Here is a 17,790-nt window from a genome sequence, read left to right as displayed (position 1 = left end):
AGGGAGGAGCGGATGACCGCCCAGCAACCGCGCAGGCGCCCGCGCAGCGAACCGATGTCGCGGGTCGACACCGCCTGGCTGCGGATGGAGAAGCCGACCAATCCAATGATGATCACCGGCGTGCTGATGTTCGCCGAGCCGATGTCGCTGGAGCGGTTGCGGGACCTGGTGGAGCAGCGTTTCCTCGCCTACACGCGCTTCCGGCAGAAGCCGGTGGACGGGCCCACCGGCGCCGCCTGGCAGGATGATGCCGGCTTCGACATCGACCGGCACGTGCAGCCGGCGGCATTGCCCGGGCGCGGCGACAAGCGCGCGCTCGAGCGCTTCGTCAGCCGGCTGGGATCGTCGCCGCTCGACAAGGATCGGCCGCTCTGGCAATTCCACCTGGTCGAACGCTACCGCGGCGGCTCGGCGCTGGTCGCGCGCGTGCATCACTGCTATGCCGATGGCATGGCGCTGGTGCAGGTGTTGCTGTCGCTCACCGACACGGTGCGCGATCCCGATGCCGGTCGCGACCTGGCGCGTGACTGGCTCAAGCAGGACGGTGCCGAGGTCGCGCGCCGCGTCGGCGCGGTGGCGCGCTACCGCAAGCTCGGCGGCAGGGTGATCGAGAAGGGCATGGAGATGTACCGCGATCCCAGCCTCGCCGCGATGCTGGCGAAGGAGGGCGGCGAGATCGCGCGCGAGCTGCTGGTCGCTCTGGCGCTGCCCGACGATCCACCCTCACTGCTGCGCGGGCCGCTGGGCGCGAGCAAGCGCGTGGCCTGGGCCGAGCCACTGGACCTGGAGGAGGTGAAGGCGGTCGGCCGTGCCTGCGACTGCACCGTCAACGACGTGCTGATGGCCGCGGCCGCCGGCGCGCTGCGTGACTACATGCGCGAGCGCGGCGAGCCGGTCGACGGCATCACCCTGCGCGCCACCGTGCCCATCAACCTGCGTCCGCTGGAGCATGCGAAGAAGCTCGGCAACCACTTCGGGCTGGTCTTCCTCGATCTGCCGGTCGGCGAGCCCAACCCGGTGCGGCGGCTGGAGCGGGTGGCAAGTTGCATGAATCAGTTGAAGAGTTCCAAGCAAGCCATTGTTGCGTATGGGTTGCTCGCGGCCTTGGGGATGACACCTCAGGCAGTACAGGAGGTTGCGCTGGCGCTACTCAGCCGCAAGGCCACCGCCGTCGCGACGAATGTGCCCGGCCCGCAGCAGCCGCTGTACCTGGCCGGCTGCACCCTGCGCGAGATGATGTTCTGGGTGCCCCAGACCGGCTCCATCGGCATCGGCATCTCGATCCTCAGCTACAACGGCCGGGTGCATTTCGGGCTGATCGCCGATGCGCGGCTGATTCCGGATCCGGACGCGGTGATCCGTCGTTTCGGCCCGGAGTTCGAGAAACTGCTGTACCTGGCGCTGATGGGCGACTGGAGCGCCGCGCTCGACGCGACTGCGGCCGAGGGGCTGCTGGATGGCGCTGCTTGAGCGATGCCCGGAGATGCGCGGACGCTCCCGGGAGTTACCAGCTGAATGGGGACTATCCGGCGAAGCTCAGGTGCAGACTCCCGTCACCCTTCCAAGACCCCGGCATCGTTAGCATAGTGACCTGATTACCCAGCCGGATCGTCCGGCGTCATCCAAGGAGAGCCATCATGCGCAAGTTCGCCAATCCCGGTCTCGCCGCCGCAATCGCTGCTGCGCTGCTGATGAGCGGTTGCGCCAGCTATACCGGCCAGACCAGTGACCCCAACGATCCCAACCGTACCCGGACCGGCGCGCTGGTCGGGGCCGGCATCGGTGCGGTGGCCGGATTGCTCAGCGGTGGCGATGCCACCGAGCGTCGCCAGCGTGCGATGGTCGGTGCCGGCGCCGGAGCGCTCGCCGGAGGCGCCGTCGGTGCCTACCAGGACCGACAGGAAGCCGACTTGCGGCGGCAGATGGCCGGCACTGGCGTCGACGTCGTCCGCCAGGGCGACAACATCACCCTCAACATGCCGGGCAATGTGACCTTCGGCTTCGACCAGTCCAACATTCAGTCGCAGTTCTATCCGGTGCTGGACAACGTCGCCAACACGCTGAACCAGTACAACCAGACCATCATCGAGGTGGCCGGACATACCGACAGCGTCGGCAGCGACAGCTACAACCAGCAGCTGTCGGAGCGCCGCGCCCAGGCAGTGGCCAACTATCTGGGCTCGAAGGGCATCCCGCAGCAGCGCATCATCACCGTGGGCGCCGGCAAGAGCCGCCCGATCGCCGACAACAATACCGAGGCCGGCCGTGCGCAGAACCGCCGCGTCGAGATCACCCTGGTGCCGATCCAGGCCTGATCCGTTCGGGCACGCGATGACGGAGGGGCCGCGCAAGCGGCCCCTTTTTCGTGGTTCGATCTCCGGTTGAAGGCCCTTGATCGCGGAAAGCTCAGGTTCGTGGGCTTCGGAGCGAGTGGCGCCCGGACCGGAGCATGCCCGCCGGGGTCTGCTATCCGCGCTAGGCAGAGCCTTCCGTGGCGACGAGGCAGCCCCGTCGCCGCGGGCGGCATCCAGTAAATAGCCACGTCGGGCAGCCGTCGCGACCAGCCAATCCCGTTGCGATGATTGGTTCCGGGGAAGGTCAGCGGCTTCGGAACGAGCGGCGCCCGGACCGGGCCACGTAGCGGCACGGTGCAGCGGCCCTGAGTCCGGCCATGGATGGCCGGACCGAAGGGCGGAGCAGTCCCCGCGGCGCGGCTCACGCTCGCGAGGCAGACCGAAGGCGCTCTTAGTCTGTGGATTTCGGAGTGAGTGGCGCCCCGGGCCACCTCTAGCCGTGGGTCAGCCCGACTCCGCAATCGGCTTCGTATGCTCCTCCTTCGCGCGGCTGAGCAAGGCATGCAGCATCTCGGTGGAGAGTCCATGCAACACCAGACGAAAGCCTGCCCGCAGTGTGGTCAGCGGCACCAGCGGGTGCTTGTTGTTGAGGAACACCAGGTAGTCCTGGCGCTGCAGCAGCGTCGCCGAATAGATGCCGATGATCTCGTCGAGCTGCAGCGAGTTGGTCGCGCGCCAGAAATCGTTGTCGGTCAGGAACAACTGGTAGACCGGGGTGTAGACTTCGATCGCCGTCTGCAGGTCGATGAAGTTGCTCCAGCGGTCCGGCATGTCCGCCATGTGCAGGTCCGGCGGCTCGATCATCGAGAAATCGAGCGACGCTGGCGGCTGGATCGGGCGGCCACCGAGTTCGCGGTTGAGATGGATGATGAAGTTGAACAGGTTGAGGTCGTGCTGCAGGAACACGTCGTCGCGCAGTGCATCGATGTCGGCCGGTTTCAACGGGTGCGAGGGCAGCTCGTGGCCGGGCAGAGCGTTGCGGCCGATGAACGCCAGGATCTGCGAGCCGAGATGGAAGTGGCGCAGGATCAGCCAGTTCGCTTCCGGCCGCACGAACGTCTTCATGCCCCAGACGATGGTGCGGTGCAGCCACTTCGACGAGGTGAAGCCGCGCGGCAGCACGATCTTCAGCAGCTGGATCAGCACGATCGACAGCCGCGCCAGCGGCCGGACCACCGGCAGCACGAACTGGCGCGAGCGCGATGCGGCATCGGCCAGCCAGGCGCGCTTGACCTCGTCGGCCAGCGGGCCGCTGGCGTCGAGGTACAGCGCCAGCCACGGATTCGGATCGCGCGGGTCATGCGGGGCGTCGAGCCAGTCTTCGGTCCTGCTCACGCGTGATCTCCTTCGACCCTTCGACCCCGTAGGCGCGCGCATGGCGCGCGCCTACGGATGGTGCGGCCTGGCCCCTGCCGCGTCATCGGATCATTTCCAGCTGCCGCGCATACAGTACCGCGACATGGCGCGCGTCCTCGAGAATCTCCTCGGCGACCGCGCGGCCGCCGATCTCCAGCACCGTTTCCAGCGTCCGCAGCCACCGCTCCAGGTGCGCGACGTCGTTCTCGCCGTGATAGGCGAGGAAGGTGAAGCTCTTGCCGAGCCAGCCCAGGCGCCGGCGCAGTAGCGGCAGCAGTGCCGGTACGATGCGTTGCCCGGTGCCCTCGATGATGTACATCGCGCCGAGCAGGCCCAGCGCGTCCGGCTGCGCCGCGCGTGCGTGCAGGTAGGCGTTGAGCGCCTCGCCGCCGGGATTGCGTTGCAGCGCATCGAGCGACGCCACCCGGCCGCCGGCGTTGCGGTAGTCCTGAAACAGCACGTCGTAGTCGTACTGCTCGTCGTCGGCGTGGTGGTGCACGGTGCCGTGCAGTGCGGCGTACTTCGGCGTGAGGTGATCGGCTGCCTTGCGCATCCACAGGCTGCCCTGGCGCACCTGCGGCACCCATTGCTCCATCCAGCCGACGTAGTCGCTCTTGGTGATGCTGCCGTCCAGGATCTTGCGCACCAGCGGGGTGCGCCAGACGCGGCTGCGGTAGTCGTGCCAGACCAGCGCCAGCTCGCGCAGCAGGCGCGCGACCTCGGGTAACTGGGTGGCCGGATCAGGGTTGTGCGGCGGCTCCGGCAGCGCAATCGGTGCGGGCGTCGCGATCGCCTGCGGCAGCGCCAGCGCGCGCCCGGCGGGCGCGGCGACGTCGACGACCTCCAGCAGCGCGAACGCCACGGTGAAGCGTCCGGACTCGGGCACGAACAGTAGGATCTTCTCGCCGGCCCGCGGCTGCTTCTCGCGCAGGAAGTCGTCGAGCATGGTGAAGATCGAGGCCGAGCCGAGATTGCCGCGAACGGCCAGGTTGCTGTACCAGCGCGATTGCGGGATCTCCAGCTGCGCCAGCTCGAGGCACTGCTTCACCACCGGAGCGAAGCGCTGCGACGAGTAGTGGCAAAGGAAATGATCGACCGCCGAAGGATCGATCGCGCCGTTCTGCGCCAGTTGCACGTATTCGTGCGTGGCCACGTCGAACAGCTGCGGCAGCAGGCGGATGTCCTGGCGCAGCAGCATCGCGCCGGCGGCGTCGGCTTCGCTGAAGGTCGGGTAGTCGCCCCAGTGGCGCCCGTCCGCAGACTGCCCGGCCTGCATGCACAGGGGCAGCTCGCCGGAGAAGGATTTCAGGTGCAGGTAGCACAGCTGGAGTGCGACCCCGGAGGTCGGGCGCGTATTCGACAGTCGCCAGGCGCCGGCGCCGTCCGAGAGCATCCAGCGCAGGAAATGCGCGTCGAAATCGGCGTTGTAGCCGACCGGGGCGAAGCGCGAGCGCTTGAACAGCCGCGACGGGAATTCCGCGGTCGCGACCAGCGCGTCGCGGTACTGCCCGTGTTGCAGCGCCAGCGCGGCGTGCTGCAGCGCCATCACGCCGGAAGCGCAGACGCCGTGGTGGCTGGCCGTAGCCATCGCCGGGGCGCCGAGTTCGGCCTGCACCATGTTGGCGAAGCCGGGCAGCAGCAGGTCGCCCGAGGACGTCGCCGCCGCCAGCAGGTCGATCGCGCGCAGCGCCGGGGCATGGTCTTCGCCCAGGCAGGCCCGCACCGCGGCGGCCGCCAGCCCGGCGCAGGAGTGGGTGCTGTTGCCGTCCTCGTCGATGGCATAGTGCCGGGTCGCGATGCCGTTCTCGCCGAGGATGCGCCGCTTGAGTCGCGGCGACAGCGCATTGATCGGCTCGATGTAGCGGTCGATCGCCTCGTTGTCGATCGCCGGGCCCGGGTAGTAGGCGCCAGTTGCGGTGATGTAGACGTCGTCGAATCGCATGCGCCCTGTCCCTGGTGAGTGCCGGCCTTTATACCGGATGCCAGCCGGTGTCGTTTGCCGCACCGGAGTGGTGCAGGTGCCGTCGGTGTCGCTTGACCGTCCTCCTGGTTCTTCGCGATCAACGATACGGGCAGCCGTGCGATACCGTGAAGCGAATCGAGGACGAACATCGAAGGCGTGTTCGCCACCGAGCGGGCTCGACGGCGGACCGCACAAGCAAAAGGCCGGAATCCCCGTCGGGGTTCCGGCCTTCCGGCCTGCTGGACCAATGCGGGTATTACATTGCCGGCTCGGAGCCTTTCGCGTACACGCAGCTTTCAGGCACGGACTTGACGTAATAGCGCTTGTAATTGCTCGCGTCGCGGTCCATGCAGCCGGCCAGGTTGAGTAGTTCCACCTTGCGGAAGTCGATCGGATGCGATTCGCTCTGCAGCGAGATGTAGCCGCCCTCGATCAGTTGCCCATCGGGCTTGGCGGCCGGATCGAAATTCGATACGGCGCCGCCGCCGAACTGCGGCAACGCATACTCGAGCACTTCCTCGCCGTTGACGAAGTGGGTGATCTGTCCGCTGCCCAGCACGAGCATCTCGGCGCGCACCCATTGGTCGCCTTCGAATGTCTTCGAAGCCGAGTCCAGGCAATGTTCGGGATAAATCGAACCCCGATAGACGACCTCCGTTCCCGGGGTGCACAGGTTCATCGTCGAGCGCGCCTTGTCGCCCAGGCCCCCGAGAAACTGCGCCTCGATGGAAATGGGAAAGTCCTGATCGCGCCCCATCGTGCGCGGATGCGGTGAATGCAGCATCGCGCCGCTGTTGCGCAAGGCCCAATCCCCGGGGCCATGCGGTGCCTGCTCGCCCACGAAGCGGTATTCCACCGCCAGGCGATAGTAGGAAAACGGATCCTTGTAGAAGAGGTGACCGAACTTCCCGTCGAAGGACGCGTACCCGTCGTAGCGCACCTTCAGCAGTCCGTCTTCGACACGAAAGGTGTCAGCGAAGTTGTCCCCGAGCGCGTGCCCCGTGATCTTCGGCGTCCAGCCGTCGAGATCGCGGCCGTTGAACAGCGCGATCCATTCTTCCTCCTCGGCGGCGGTGTCCGCCGCAGCGCCGCCCGCGGACAAGGCGGCGAAAAGGAGAATGCAGCAGCCGGATCGCGCGATGAGCCTGGAATGCGGATTCATGCGTCAGTCCCATTGTCATGTGAGGTTGCGGCGCTGCGCTGCAGCTGCCGTCGAGCGAATCAGAACCGGTAGCTCGTTTCCGTGGCCCACGTCTTGCCGTTCCCCGCCTGCTGCAGCGGAACGCATGCGTGATATGCACCGGGAACCGGCCGATACTGCAGTACCTGCGTGGCGCCGGGTTCCGAGGTGAAGTAGCCGAGCATCGTGAGCTCCTTCATCGTGAGGATGAAAGGACGGCGTCGCTCGTTGCGGGGAAGAGTCGACTGCCTCTCCGCCTCGGCGGCCGGGTCATGCACCTTTCTCACCATCGCCGCACGCTGTCCCGGTTCCAGCGCGAGAAAGGCGTGCCCGTGTTCACGCAGCGCGTGGGCTTCGAAGTCCGCGAGTCCCGCGACGAAGCGCTGCTGCCCGTCCTCCGGGTAGGCGTCCTTCAGCATCGTATCGATGAAGGCCGCGATGCCCACGTCCCTTGCTCCCGGCGTGTCCGTGCGGGGAATCATGATCTCCGCGACTTCCGCCACCAGTGCGGCCTGCTCCGGCGTGAGGAACGCCGGCTTCCATTCTGCACCCGCGTCCGCGTCCGGTTCGGCCGAGCAGCCATTGAGCACGCCGAGAATGGCGGGCGCCGAAACGACGCCTCCCATGAGCAAGGCAACGCGGCGTATCGCCTCGCGGCGATTCATGACGGTCTTCATAGGTTCATCCGCTTCAGTTCCTGGACGGCGTGATCGACGGCGCGTGCCGTCAAGGCCATGTACGTGAGCGACGGGTTCTGGCAGGCCGCGGACGTCATGCAGGACCCGTCGGTGACGTAGACGTTCGGACAGGCATGCACCTGGTTCCAGGCGTTGAGCACGGACGTTTTCGGATCGCGGCCCATGCGCGCGGTGCCCATTTCGTGGATGCCCAGGCCCAGCAGCTGGTCACCGCCATCGTAGGGGTGGATATCCTTGAAACCTGCGGCCTCCAGCATCGTCGCGGCCTCGGCGGCCATGTCCTGGCGCATCTTCAGTTCGTTCTCGCGCATCTCGGCATCAAAGGCGAGCACGGGAAGGCCATGCTTGTCCTTGCGCGAGTGATCGAGCGTGACGTGATTCTCATGATACGGGAGGATTTCGCCGAACCCGCCGAGGTTCACGCCCCACGGCCCGGGCGCTGCGGCCTTCGTCTTCAGGTCCGCGCCCAGCGTGGTGTCGTCGAGCAGCCGGGTCCATCCCGAGCGCCAGGCGCCGCCCTGGTAGCCGAAGCCGCGCAGGTACTGACGCTTGTCCTTGCCGATGTTGACGAAGCGCGGGATGTAGATGCCGTTGGGCCGCTGGCCGCTGTAGTACCGGTCATCGAAGCCTTCGGCGGTCGCCGAGGCGCCGACGCCCAGGTGGTGATCCATGATGTTGCAGCCGAGCTCGCCGCTGTCGTTCCCGAAGCCGTTCGGAAACCTGCTGGAGACGGAGTTCATCAGGATGAAGGTGGAGCCGAACGTGGACGCGCACAGGAAGATCACCTTGGCATGGAACTCCAGTTGCTCGTTCGTTTCCGCATCGAGCACGCGCACGCCGCTGGCCCGGTCCTTCCTCCCGTCGTAGATGAGCTCATAGACGATCGAATTGGGCCGCAGCGTCATGTTTCCAGTTTTCTCCGCCGCGGGAAGCGTGCTGGAGTTGCTGCTGAAGTAGGCCCCGAAGGGACAGCCGCGACTGCACAGGTTGCGGTACTGGCACGGCGTGCGCTGGGGACTGTGCGCGAGCGGCGCGGTGAGATTCGCGGTCCTGCCGATGGTGAGCGCGCGCCCCAGTTTGTCGGCAAGCGCCTGCTTGAGGTGCAGCTCGACGCAATTGAGCGCCATGGGTGGCAGGAACTTGCCGTCCGGCAGTTGCTCATAGCCTTCGGCCTGGCCGCTCACGCCGATGAAACTCTCCACGTGGTCGTACCAGGGCGCGAGATCCCCGTAGCGGATGGGCCAGTCCACGCCGATGCCTTCTTTCGCATTCGCCTCGAAGTCCATCGGGCTCCAGCGATACGACTGCCGTCCCCACATGAGGGAGCGGCCACCGACGTGATAGCCGCGTATCCAGCCGAAAGGCTTCTTCTCGATGTAGGGATGATCGATGTCGTCGACGAACCAGTGCTTGGTGGCTTGCGTAACCGCGTAGCCGGTGCGTGCCGCGACCGCCTGCTTCCGGAGATCCTCCTGCGTGGGGCGGCCGGCATAGGGCAGTTCCCAGAGCTTCTTGGTCGCCGTGGGGTAGTCGCCATGCGCCACCATGCGCCCGCGATCCAGCACCAGGGTTTTCAATCCCTTCTCGGTCAGCTCTTTCGCGGCCCATCCACCGCTAATGCCGGTACCGACCACGATTGCGTCGAAAGAGCCATTGCCGTCGGCCATAACTGTGCGTTCTCGTGCCTATTGGATCGAGACTCTAGCGCGAAAAGTCGCTAACATCGAAATACTTGGTCCGGGCGAGCCTCGAACGATTGGCGACGCGAGAGCGTTGTGCAATGCAGCATCGTTTGCCGGTTCCGGCCCGGACATTTCCTGAGGGAACGAGGGAACACCATGCTGACTCGACGTGCCTTTCTCCAACACGGCTCGCTTGCGCTCGTCGCAATGACGTCCCTCGATGTCTTCGCCGCGAAACCGCGCCGCGGACCCCTGGACAAGCCGGTCGGGCTGCAGTTGTGGACGATCCGGGACGATGTCGCAAGGGACCTGCCGGCCGCCTTGCAGGCGGTCAGCGCGATCGGATACGGAGAAGTCGAGTTCGCGGGCGTGCCGAAGCAGCCCGCCGCCGAAGTGCGGGCCATGCTCCGGGACAACGGCCTGACCGCCCCCAGCATGCATTGCAGCATGGCCGACGCGCAGCAGGATCTGCAGCAGCGCATCGACTATGCAAGCGCAATCGGCACCCGGTACATCGTGATCTCGTACCCGTCGACGGCGGATTCGCGTTTCAAGGACGGTAATGCGCTCGCGGCCGGCATGACCCCGGACGACTGGAAATGGAATGCCGAGCAGCTCAACCGCATGGGCGAGCTCACGCGCAGGGCGGGCATCACCTGCGGCTACCATAACCACGGCATGGAATTCCGCGCGTACGCCGGTGTGACGGCGTACGACGAACTGTTGCGGCTGACGGACGCGAAGCTGGTGACGATGCAGCTCGACATCGGCTGGGCCGTGGCCGCCGGTGCCGATCCGCTGCGGCTTCTCGCCCGCCACGCGGACCGGATTTCGTCCCTGCACATCAAGGACGTGCGCAAGGACGCCAGGACGGGCGTGGATCGCGTCGATACCCAGACGACCGAGGTCGGCAACGGCCGGGTGGACTGGCCGAAGCTGTTCGATGCCATGGATCCGCAGCGGATCCGTCACTACTTCGTGGAGCAGGAGAATTTCGAGCGGCCGCCGTTGGAAAGCGCGAAGTTGAGTTTCGGCTATCTCAGCCGCCTGAAAGCGTGACGCAGGTCATATCGTGCCTTTCCTGACCGCAGGCGCCATCAAACAGGCGTATGACGTGATCGTGGTGGGCTCCGGCGCGGCCGGGGGCCAGACCGCCTATACGTTGTGCATGGAGGGCGCCAGGGTGTTGATGCTCGAGGCCGGGCGCAACTACACGCCGGCCACTGAAACGCCGATGTTCCAGACCCCGGAACAGGCGCCGCTGCGCGGCGCGGCGACCCCGGACAAGAGTTTCGGTTTCTACGACGCCACCGTCGACGGCGGCTGGCAGGTGCCCGGTGAGCCCTACGTCAATGCGCGCCAGGACGCCGCCGGCCGATTCGACTGGTGGCGCGCGCGCATGCTCGGTGGCCGCACCAATCACTGGGGCCGGATCTCGCTGCGCAACGGCCCCTACGACTTCAAGCCCTACAGCCGCGACGGCCTGGGCTTCGACTGGCCGATCGACTACGCCGACGTGGCGCCGTATTACGACAAGGTCGAGATGTTGATCGGCGTGTACGGCGACAACGACGGCCTGGAGAACACGCCCGATTCCCCGCCCGGCGTCCTGTTGCCGCCGCCCAAGCCCAAGGTCAGCGACCTGCTGGTCCAGCAGCGCGCCGGGCGCCTGGGGGTTCCGGTGGTCGCCGGCCACCGCGCGGTGCTGACCCGGCGCCTGGATGCGGACAACCTGCCGGCCAGGCTGCACCCGGGCAACGCCGAGGCGCAGCGGATCCTGCGCGAGGCGATGCTGCGCCGCGCGGCCTGCTTCTGGGCGACGCCCTGCGGCCGCGGCTGCTCGACCGGCGCCAACTACCAGTCGACCACCGTGCACCTGCCGCCGGCACTGGCGACCGGCCGGCTGGACATCGTCTGCGATGCCATGGTGCGCGAGGTGGTACTGGGCGCGAACGGCAAGGCCGAAGGCGTGCACTTCATCGACAAGACCAGTGGCCAGGAATTCGCGGCCTCGGCGCGCGTGGTGGTGCTGGCGGCCAGCGCCTGCGAATCGGCGCGGATCCTGCTCAACTCCAGGTCCAGCGCGTTCCCCGACGGCCTGGCCAATTCAAGCGGCAAGGTCGGCCATTACCTGATGGACACCGTCGGTACCAGCGTGACCGGGCAGGTTCCGCTGCTGGAGAACCTGCCGCTACACAACGAGGACGGCGCCGACGGCGGCCACATGTATTCGCCGTGGTGGCTCTACAAGGAGCAGCTGGCCGGCAAGCTCGGGTTCGCGCGCGGCTACCACATCGAGTTCGGCGGCGGCCGGCGCATGCCCGGCCTGTACACCGGCGCCGGGCTCGAATGGCTCACCGGCGGCAGCTACGGCCAGCGGTTCAAGGAGGACGTGCGCCGCTACTACGGCTCCTTCGTCGGCTTCGCCGGCCGCGGCGAGATGATTCCGAACGAACATTCGTACTGCGAGATCGACCCCGAGGTGAAGGACAGGTGGGGCATCCCGGTGCTGCGCTTTCACTGGCAGTGGTCCGAGCACGAGACCCGCCAGGCCGCGCACATGCAACGCACCTTCGCCGACATCATCGAGGCGATGGGCGGGCGCGTGCAGGGCGAGATCGAGACCGACGGCGCCAAGGCCATCGACCCCGGCGGCTCGATCATCCACGAACTGGGCGGTGCGATCATGGGCGCCGATCCGAAGACCTCGGTCACGGACCGATGGTGCCGGACCTGGGATGTGGACAATCTCTACGTCACCGATGGCGCAGTCTTCGCGTCCAATGCCGACAAGAACCCGACACTGACGATCATGGCGCTGGCCTGGCGCGCCTCCGACCACATCCTGGCGCGCATGCGCCGCAAGGAGCTTTGATGGATCGCCGCACCTCGCTGAAGTGGATGTTGAGCGCGGCCAGCGCGCTGCCGCTGATGCAGCTGACCGGCTGCAGTTCCGAGCCGCCGCCCAAGCTGCCTTCGGGCGTGGGCTACGGCACCGACCCGGACCTGCTCAAGGTCTACGGGCCCGGGGTGCTCTGGCCGCTGACGCTGAGCGCACGGCAGCGGCGCATCGCCACCGCCCTGTGCGACCTGATCGTGCCGGCCGACGCGAACGGGCCGGGTGCGGTCGGGGTCGGCGTGGTCGGGTTCATCAACGAATGGGTCAGCGCGCCATATCCGCAACAGGCTGCCGATCGCGAGCTGATCCTGCCCGGATTCGACTGGCTGGATGCGGAGGCGGAGCAGCGCTTTTCGCGCAGCTTCGGCGAATCGAGCGTGCGCCAGCGCAGCGCGATCTGCGACGACATCTGCTATCTGCCCAAGGCGCGCGGCGAGTACAGGCAGGCCGCGGAATTCTTCGCCCGCTACCGCGACCTGACCATCGGCGGGTTCTGCACCTCGCCGCAGGGCCGGCGGTACCTCGGCTACGTCGGCAACGTACCGTCGGCCAGCTTCGACGGGCCGCCGCCGGAAGTGCTCAAACTCGTGGGGGTGGGCTGATGCCGCCGATCACGCGTCGCGGTTCGTTGATAGCCGTGGTTGCGGCCGGTGTGCTGGCGATGCCCGTGGCATCGGCATCGGCGCCGCGTGCCGGTGAGGACGCGGCGCCGCCGCCGTCGGCGACCGAGGTGTGGCAGCCGGTGCCGCCGAAGGTCGACGTGCCTGCCGGTGGCGTCCCCAGCGACGCCACGGTGCTGTTCGCAGGGTCCGATACCGACGCCTGGGAGCATGCCGAGGCAAGCGAGGATACCGATACAAGAAAGATGGACGACGGCCGCCCGATCGGCTGGAAGGTGATGGACGGCGCGCTGGTGGTGACGCCGGGCAGCGGCGACATCCGCACGCGCGAGGCGTTCGGCGACGTGCAGCTGCACCTGGAATTCCGCACGCTCGCGCAGCCGACGGGGGATGGGCAGGGCGCCAGCAACAGCGGCGTGTTCCTGATGGAGCGTTACGAGTTGCAGGTGCTGGACTCGTATCGCAACGCCACCTACGTCAACGGCCAGGCGGCCTCGGTGTACAAGCAGCATGCGCCGCTGGTCAACGCCAGCCGGCCGCCGGGCGAGTGGCAGAGCTATGACGTGCTGTTCCTGGCGCCGCGCTTCGCCGCCGATGGCCGCGTGCTGGCACCGGCACGCATGACCGTCTTTCATAATGGCGTGCTGGTCCAGCACGACGTCGCCTTGCGCGGATCGACCGTCTACCAGGGCCAGCCCGAATACGAGGCCCATGCCGCGCGGCAGCCGCTGCGATTGCAGGACCACGGCGATCCGGTGGCGTTTCGCAATATCTGGATCCGCGCAATCGCGCGGCCGGTGTCGCAATGACCACGATGCCCATGCCAACGGCGGCATCGTGCCGATCCCTGCCGGCCGTGCGCCGGTCTGACTGGAGGACGTTTCTCATGCGCATTGGATTTCTCGGCGCCTGCCTGCTGGCACTGGCCGGTTGCGCGGGCGTGCCCGCCGCCGGGCAGGCACGCGACGGCTGGCAGTCGCTGTTCGACGGCAAGACGCTGGCCGGCTGGCGTGCCAGCGAAGCGCCGGGTTCGTTCAACGTGCGCGATGGCGCGATCGTGGTGCGCGGGCCGCGCTCGCATCTGTACTACGTCGGTCCGGTGGAGAATCACGATTTCCGCGACTTCGAGTTGCAGCTCGAGGTCATGACGCGGCCCGGCGCCAACTCCGGCGTCTACTTCCACACCGCCTGGCAGGACGAGGGCTGGCCGGCCAAAGGCTATGAAGTGCAGGTCAACAACAGCCAGAGCGATCCCAAGCGCACCGGCGGCCTGTACGCAGTCGAGGACAACTACCAGGCGCCGGCGAAGGACGATGTGTGGTTCACGCTGCGCATCCGCGTCGAGGGCCAACGCATCCGCACCTTCGTCGACGACGAGCCGATCGTCGACTACACGCAGCCGGCGCAACCGGAGAGACCGGCCGACATGCGCGGCCGGGTGCTGTCCTCGGGCACCTTCGCGCTGCAGGCGCACGATCCGGACAGCGAAGTGCACTACCGCAACATCAAGGTGCGAGCGCTGCCGTAAACCCTTTGGTCCCTGTCCCGCGGAGAAACCGTATGAACCCGCAGCGCCTGTTCGTCGCCAGTTGCATCGCCCTGTTGGCCACCGCGATGTCCTTCGCCATCCGCGGCGACATCATGGGCGAGCTGGAGCTCGCGTTCGGGCTCGACAAGACCCAGTTGGGCTGGATCAGCGGCGCCGCGTTCTGGGGCTTCGGCCTGTCGATCCTGTTCGGCGGCACGCTGTGCGACCTGCTGGGCATGGGCCGGCTGCTGAAGCTGGCGGCAGTGGGGCATATCGCCGGCGTGCTGCTCACCGTGTTCGCCACCGATTTCACCACGCTGTTCGCGGCCACCGTGCTCATCGGTATCGCGAACGGCTTCGTCGAGGCCGGCATCAATCCGCTGATCGCCACGCTGTACCGGGGCGACAAGACCGCGCGGCTGGTCAAGCTGCACGCCTGGTTCCCCGGCGGCATCGTGGTGGGCGGCGTGCTCGCCTTCGCCTTCACCCAGATCGGCCTGGGCTGGCAGGCCAAGATGCTGCTGATGCTGGTGCCGTCGGCGATCTACGCGGCGATGTTCTTCGCCCAGCGTTTCCCCGAGACCGAGCGCAAGGCGGCGGGCGTTTCCACCGCTGCGATGTATGCCGAACTCAGGCGGCCGCTGTTCCTGGTGGTGTTCGCCTGCATGTGGTTGACCGCGGCCACCGAGCTCGGCCCGGGGCAATGGGTCAGCAACATCTTCAACGAGGTCATGCACAGCACGCTGCAGGCCGGCGTGCTGCTGCTGGTGTGGATCAACGGCATCATGTACGCGTTGCGGCAGTTCGGCGGCGGCCTGGCGCACCGGCTCTCGCCGGTGACGCTGATCGCCGTGACGGCGCCGATCGCGGCGCTCGGGCTGTGGCTGTTCGGACGTGCCGATACGCCGGCGCTGGCGTTCGCCGCCGCGGCATTGCTCGCGGTGGGCACCGCGTTCTGGTGGCCGACGATGCTGGGCCTGACCTCCGAGCGCTTCCCGCGCGGCGGCGCGCTGGCGCTGGCGGTGATCGGCGCCGCGGGCGCGTTCTCGACCGCGGTGGCCGGGCCGGTCATGGGCTGGATCAACGATACCTACGGCGCCGCGCACGTGTTGCCGACCTGGGCGGTACTGCCCGTCGCGATCGCGTTGATCTTCGGCATCATCCACTGGATCGATAGCGCCCGCGGCGGTTATCGCATCGAACGCGTCGGTGCATGAACGCGTCGGTGCACGAATACAGGAGTCCCGCCATGCCACGTCCCGTCACGCTGTTCACCGGTCAATGGGCCGACCTCTCGCTCGGTGAACTCGCCACGCAGGCCAAGGCCATGGGCTATGACGGCCTGGAACTCGCGTGCTGGGGCGATCACTTCGATGTCCAGCGCGCGCTGGCCTCGTCGGACTACGCGCGCGAGCGCTGGAGCCTGCTGCAGGCACAGGGGATGGGCTGTCATGCGATCGCCAATCACCTGGTCGGGCAGGCGGTCTGCGACCGGATCGACGAGCGCCATCGCGCGATCCTGCCACCGGAGGTCTGGGGCGACGGCGAGCCGGAAGGCGTGCGCCAGCGGGCCGCCGCACGGATGATCGACACCGCCAGGGCCGCGCGCGCGTTCTTCGATGCGCGGCCGGGCGCGGCGGCGATCGATTTCCCGGCCGTGGTCACCGGATTCACCGGCTCGTCGATCTGGCACGCGGTCTACGCCTTCCCGCCGACCTCGCAGGCCTACCTGCAGCAGGGGTTCGACGATTTCGCGCAGCGCTGGCGGCCGATCCTCGACGCCTTCGACGCGGTCGACGTGAATTTCGCCCTGGAGGTGCATCCCACCGAGATCGCGTTCGACATCGCCAGCGCGCAGCGCGCTCTGGAGGCGGTCGACCATCACCCGCGCTTCGGCTTCAACTTCGACCCCTCGCATTTCGCCTACCAGGGTGTGGACTACATCCGCTTCCTGCGCACCTTCAGCGAACGCATCTTCCACGTCCACATGAAGGACGTCTGGTGGGGGCGCGGTGACGGCAGCGTGGGCGTGTTCGGCGGCCATACCGATTTCGGCGACGCACGCCGCCACTGGGATTTCCGCTCGGTCGGGCGCGGCGACGTCCGCTTCCAGGACATCATCGTCGCACTGAACGACATCGGCTATCGTGGCCCGCTGTCGGTGGAATGGGAGGACGCGCGCATGGATCGCCGGCACGGCGCGGCCGAAGCGGCGGCCTATGTACGCCAGCTCGATTTCCCGCCGAGCGCGGCCGCCTTCGATGCCGCTTTCGAGCGGAAGCCATGATCGGGCGCAAGCTGCGCTTCGGCATGGTCGGCGGCGGCCGTGGCGCGTTCATCGGCGCCGTGCACCGGATCGCCGCGCAGATGGACGGGCAGGCCGAACTCGTCGCCGGCGCCTTCTCGTCGGACCCGCAGCGCTCGCGCGATTCGGCGGCCGACCTGTTCGTGGCCGCCGAACGGGCGTACGGCAGCTATCGCGACATGGCGGTCGCCGAGGCGGCCCGTCCGTCCGGCGAACGGCTGGACTTCGTCGTGATCGTCACCCCGAACGACCAGCATTTCCCGGCCGCGACGCTGTTCCTGGACCACGGCTTCAACGTGGTCTGCGATAAGCCGGTCACGCTGACGCTGGCCGAGGCACGCGCCTTGCGCGAGACGGTCACGCGCAGCGGCAAGGTGTTCGCGCTGACCCACAACTACACCGGCAACGCGATGGTGAAGCAGGCGCGCGCACTGGTGCGCAACGGTGCGCTCGGCACCCTGCGCAAGGTGGTGGTGGAGTATTCCCAGGGCTGGCTGGCGCGCGACATCGAAAGCGGCGGCCACAAGCAGGCGGCCTGGCGCACCGACCCGGCGCGCAGCGGCGCGGCCGGTTGCATGGGCGACATCGGCGTGCACGCGGAAAACCTGGCGCGCTACGTCACCGGCCTGCGCATCGCCGAACTGTGCGCCGACCTCACCACCTTCGTGCCCGGCCGCCGCCTGGAGGACGACGGCAATCTGCTGCTGCGCTTGGAAGGCGGCGTGCGCGGCGTGCTGCACGCCTCGCAGGTCGCGGTGGGCGAAGAGAACAACCTGAGCCTGCGCGTGTACGGCAGCGAGGCGTCGCTCGAGTGGCAGCAGGAGCACCCCAACGAGCTGATCGTCAAGTACCCGGACCGCCCGCGCGAAATCCTGCGCCGCGGCAACGGCTATGTCGGCGAGGCCGCACAGCGGATCACGCGGATTCCGGCAGGGCATCCGGAAGGCTACCTGGAGGCCTTCGCCAACCTGTACCGCGAGGCGTTCCGCGCGATCGCCGCCGAAGTCTCTGGCGAACCGCCGCCGGACGACCTCGATCTGCCCGGCATCGACGACGGCGTCGCCGGCATGGCCTTCATCGAGGCTGCGGTGGCCAGCGCGCGACAAGGCGCGGCCTGGGTGCCCGTCGCCTCGTAGCAGTCGCTCCATCGGATTGCGACCGATCCGATCGTGCCCCATCGCACAAGAAAAAGGCCGGAATCCCGT

At 67.6% G+C, this 17,790-nt stretch carries 15 protein-coding genes; 10 read left to right on the top strand and 5 right to left on the bottom strand.

The window, feature by feature from the left end:
* Window positions 1-12 precede the first annotated feature (12 nt).
* Window positions 13-1,470 (top strand): WS/DGAT/MGAT family O-acyltransferase, encoded by a 1,458-nt coding sequence (locus tag FXO19_RS02965; RefSeq protein ID WP_149193548.1) that lies wholly within the window; start codon window positions 13-15, stop codon window positions 1,468-1,470.
* Window positions 1,471-1,637: 167 nt separating this feature from the next.
* Entirely contained in the window at window positions 1,638-2,315 is a 678-nt protein-coding gene (locus FXO19_RS02960) for a YiaD family glycine zipper/OmpA-like lipoprotein (RefSeq protein WP_149193547.1), read from the top strand.
* Window positions 2,316-2,798: 483 nt separating this feature from the next.
* On the opposite strand, the gene FXO19_RS02955 is transcribed toward FXO19_RS02960, so the two are convergent.
* From FXO19_RS02955 to FXO19_RS02935, 5 genes are all read right to left on the bottom strand, one after another.
* Window positions 2,799-3,689 (bottom strand): DUF6999 family protein, encoded by an 891-nt coding sequence (locus FXO19_RS02955; protein ID WP_149193546.1) that lies wholly within the window; start codon window positions 3,687-3,689, stop codon window positions 2,799-2,801.
* A gap of 82 nt (window positions 3,690-3,771) precedes the next feature.
* Window positions 3,772-5,652: an iron-containing redox enzyme family protein gene (locus tag FXO19_RS02950; protein WP_149193545.1), complete on the bottom strand. Its 1,881-nt coding sequence runs from the start codon at window positions 5,650-5,652 to the stop codon at window positions 3,772-3,774.
* Between the two features lie 277 nt (window positions 5,653-5,929).
* Entirely contained in the window at window positions 5,930-6,835 is a 906-nt protein-coding gene (locus tag FXO19_RS02945) for a 3-keto-disaccharide hydrolase (protein ID WP_149193544.1), read from the bottom strand.
* A gap of 59 nt (window positions 6,836-6,894) precedes the next feature.
* Window positions 6,895-7,530, bottom strand: a complete 636-nt coding sequence (locus FXO19_RS02940; protein ID WP_255516263.1) for a gluconate 2-dehydrogenase subunit 3 family protein — start codon at window positions 7,528-7,530, stop codon at window positions 6,895-6,897.
* A complete protein-coding gene (locus tag FXO19_RS02935; protein WP_149193543.1) occupies window positions 7,527-9,218 on the bottom strand; it encodes a GMC oxidoreductase in 1,692 nt (563 codons plus the stop codon). Before FXO19_RS02935 ends, FXO19_RS02940 begins: the two co-directional genes overlap by 4 nt.
* Window positions 9,219-9,389: 171 nt before the next feature.
* Between FXO19_RS02935 and FXO19_RS02930 the strand changes: the two genes are divergently transcribed.
* From FXO19_RS02930 to FXO19_RS02895, 8 genes are all read left to right on the top strand, one after another.
* Window positions 9,390-10,292 carry a sugar phosphate isomerase/epimerase family protein gene (locus FXO19_RS02930; RefSeq protein WP_149193542.1) on the top strand — a complete coding sequence of 301 codons (903 nt, stop codon included), beginning with the start codon at window positions 9,390-9,392 and terminating at the stop codon, window positions 10,290-10,292.
* Window positions 10,293-10,305: 13 nt separating this feature from the next.
* On the top strand, window positions 10,306-12,108 hold the full coding sequence (locus FXO19_RS02925) for a GMC family oxidoreductase (protein ID WP_149193541.1): 1,803 nt from the start codon (window positions 10,306-10,308) through the stop codon (window positions 12,106-12,108).
* Entirely contained in the window at window positions 12,108-12,734 is a 627-nt protein-coding gene (locus FXO19_RS02920; protein WP_149193540.1) for a gluconate 2-dehydrogenase subunit 3 family protein, read from the top strand. The genes FXO19_RS02925 and FXO19_RS02920 overlap by 1 nt, the downstream gene beginning before the upstream one ends.
* A 59-nt stretch (window positions 12,735-12,793) precedes the next feature.
* Window positions 12,794-13,561, top strand: a complete 768-nt coding sequence (locus FXO19_RS02915; protein ID WP_255516262.1) for a 3-keto-disaccharide hydrolase — start codon at window positions 12,794-12,796, stop codon at window positions 13,559-13,561.
* Between the two features lie 77 nt (window positions 13,562-13,638).
* Window positions 13,639-14,280, top strand: a complete 642-nt coding sequence (locus FXO19_RS02910) for a 3-keto-disaccharide hydrolase (protein WP_149193538.1) — start codon at window positions 13,639-13,641, stop codon at window positions 14,278-14,280.
* A 32-nt stretch (window positions 14,281-14,312) separates the two neighbouring features.
* Window positions 14,313-15,497 carry an MFS transporter gene (locus FXO19_RS02905; RefSeq protein WP_149193537.1) on the top strand — a complete coding sequence of 395 codons (1,185 nt, stop codon included), beginning with the start codon at window positions 14,313-14,315 and terminating at the stop codon, window positions 15,495-15,497.
* Window positions 15,498-15,529: 32 nt separating this feature from the next.
* Window positions 15,530-16,567, top strand: a complete 1,038-nt coding sequence (locus FXO19_RS02900; RefSeq protein WP_149193536.1) for a sugar phosphate isomerase/epimerase family protein — start codon at window positions 15,530-15,532, stop codon at window positions 16,565-16,567.
* Window positions 16,564-17,721 (top strand): Gfo/Idh/MocA family protein, encoded by a 1,158-nt coding sequence (locus FXO19_RS02895; protein ID WP_223115408.1) that lies wholly within the window; start codon window positions 16,564-16,566, stop codon window positions 17,719-17,721. Before FXO19_RS02900 ends, FXO19_RS02895 begins: the two co-directional genes overlap by 4 nt.
* Window positions 17,722-17,790 lie beyond the last annotated feature (69 nt).

The organism is Luteimonas suaedae, assembly GCF_008312895.1.
GTDB lineage: Bacteria > Pseudomonadota > Gammaproteobacteria > Xanthomonadales > Xanthomonadaceae > Luteimonas > Luteimonas suaedae.
Note: the sequence above shows the minus strand (reverse complement) of the source record. Positions and strands in the feature narration are given on the sequence as shown.

Bases quoted from the DNA above. Each gene is read 5' to 3' on its own strand.
- FXO19_RS02965 (WP_149193548.1), top strand. From the start codon at position 13: ATGACCGCCCAGCAACCGCGCAGGCGCCCGCGCAGCGAACCGATGTCG.
- FXO19_RS02960 (WP_149193547.1), top strand. From the start codon at position 1,638: ATGCGCAAGTTCGCCAATCCCGGTCTCGCCGCCGCAATCGCTGCTGCG.
- FXO19_RS02950 (WP_149193545.1), bottom strand. From the start codon at position 5,652: ATGCGATTCGACGACGTCTACATCACCGCAACTGGCGCCTACTACCCG.
- FXO19_RS02945 (WP_149193544.1), bottom strand. From the start codon at position 6,835: ATGAATCCGCATTCCAGGCTCATCGCGCGATCCGGCTGCTGCATTCTC.
- FXO19_RS02940 (WP_255516263.1), bottom strand. From the start codon at position 7,530: ATGAAGACCGTCATGAATCGCCGCGAGGCGATACGCCGCGTTGCCTTG.
- FXO19_RS02935 (WP_149193543.1), bottom strand. From the start codon at position 9,218: ATGGCCGACGGCAATGGCTCTTTCGACGCAATCGTGGTCGGTACCGGC.
- FXO19_RS02930 (WP_149193542.1), top strand. From the start codon at position 9,390: ATGCTGACTCGACGTGCCTTTCTCCAACACGGCTCGCTTGCGCTCGTC.
- FXO19_RS02920 (WP_149193540.1), top strand. From the start codon at position 12,108: ATGGATCGCCGCACCTCGCTGAAGTGGATGTTGAGCGCGGCCAGCGCG.
- FXO19_RS02915 (WP_255516262.1), top strand. From the start codon at position 12,794: ATGCCCGTGGCATCGGCATCGGCGCCGCGTGCCGGTGAGGACGCGGCG.
- FXO19_RS02910 (WP_149193538.1), top strand. From the start codon at position 13,639: ATGCGCATTGGATTTCTCGGCGCCTGCCTGCTGGCACTGGCCGGTTGC.
- FXO19_RS02905 (WP_149193537.1), top strand. From the start codon at position 14,313: ATGAACCCGCAGCGCCTGTTCGTCGCCAGTTGCATCGCCCTGTTGGCC.
- FXO19_RS02900 (WP_149193536.1), top strand. From the start codon at position 15,530: ATGCCACGTCCCGTCACGCTGTTCACCGGTCAATGGGCCGACCTCTCG.
- FXO19_RS02895 (WP_223115408.1), top strand. From the start codon at position 16,564: ATGATCGGGCGCAAGCTGCGCTTCGGCATGGTCGGCGGCGGCCGTGGC.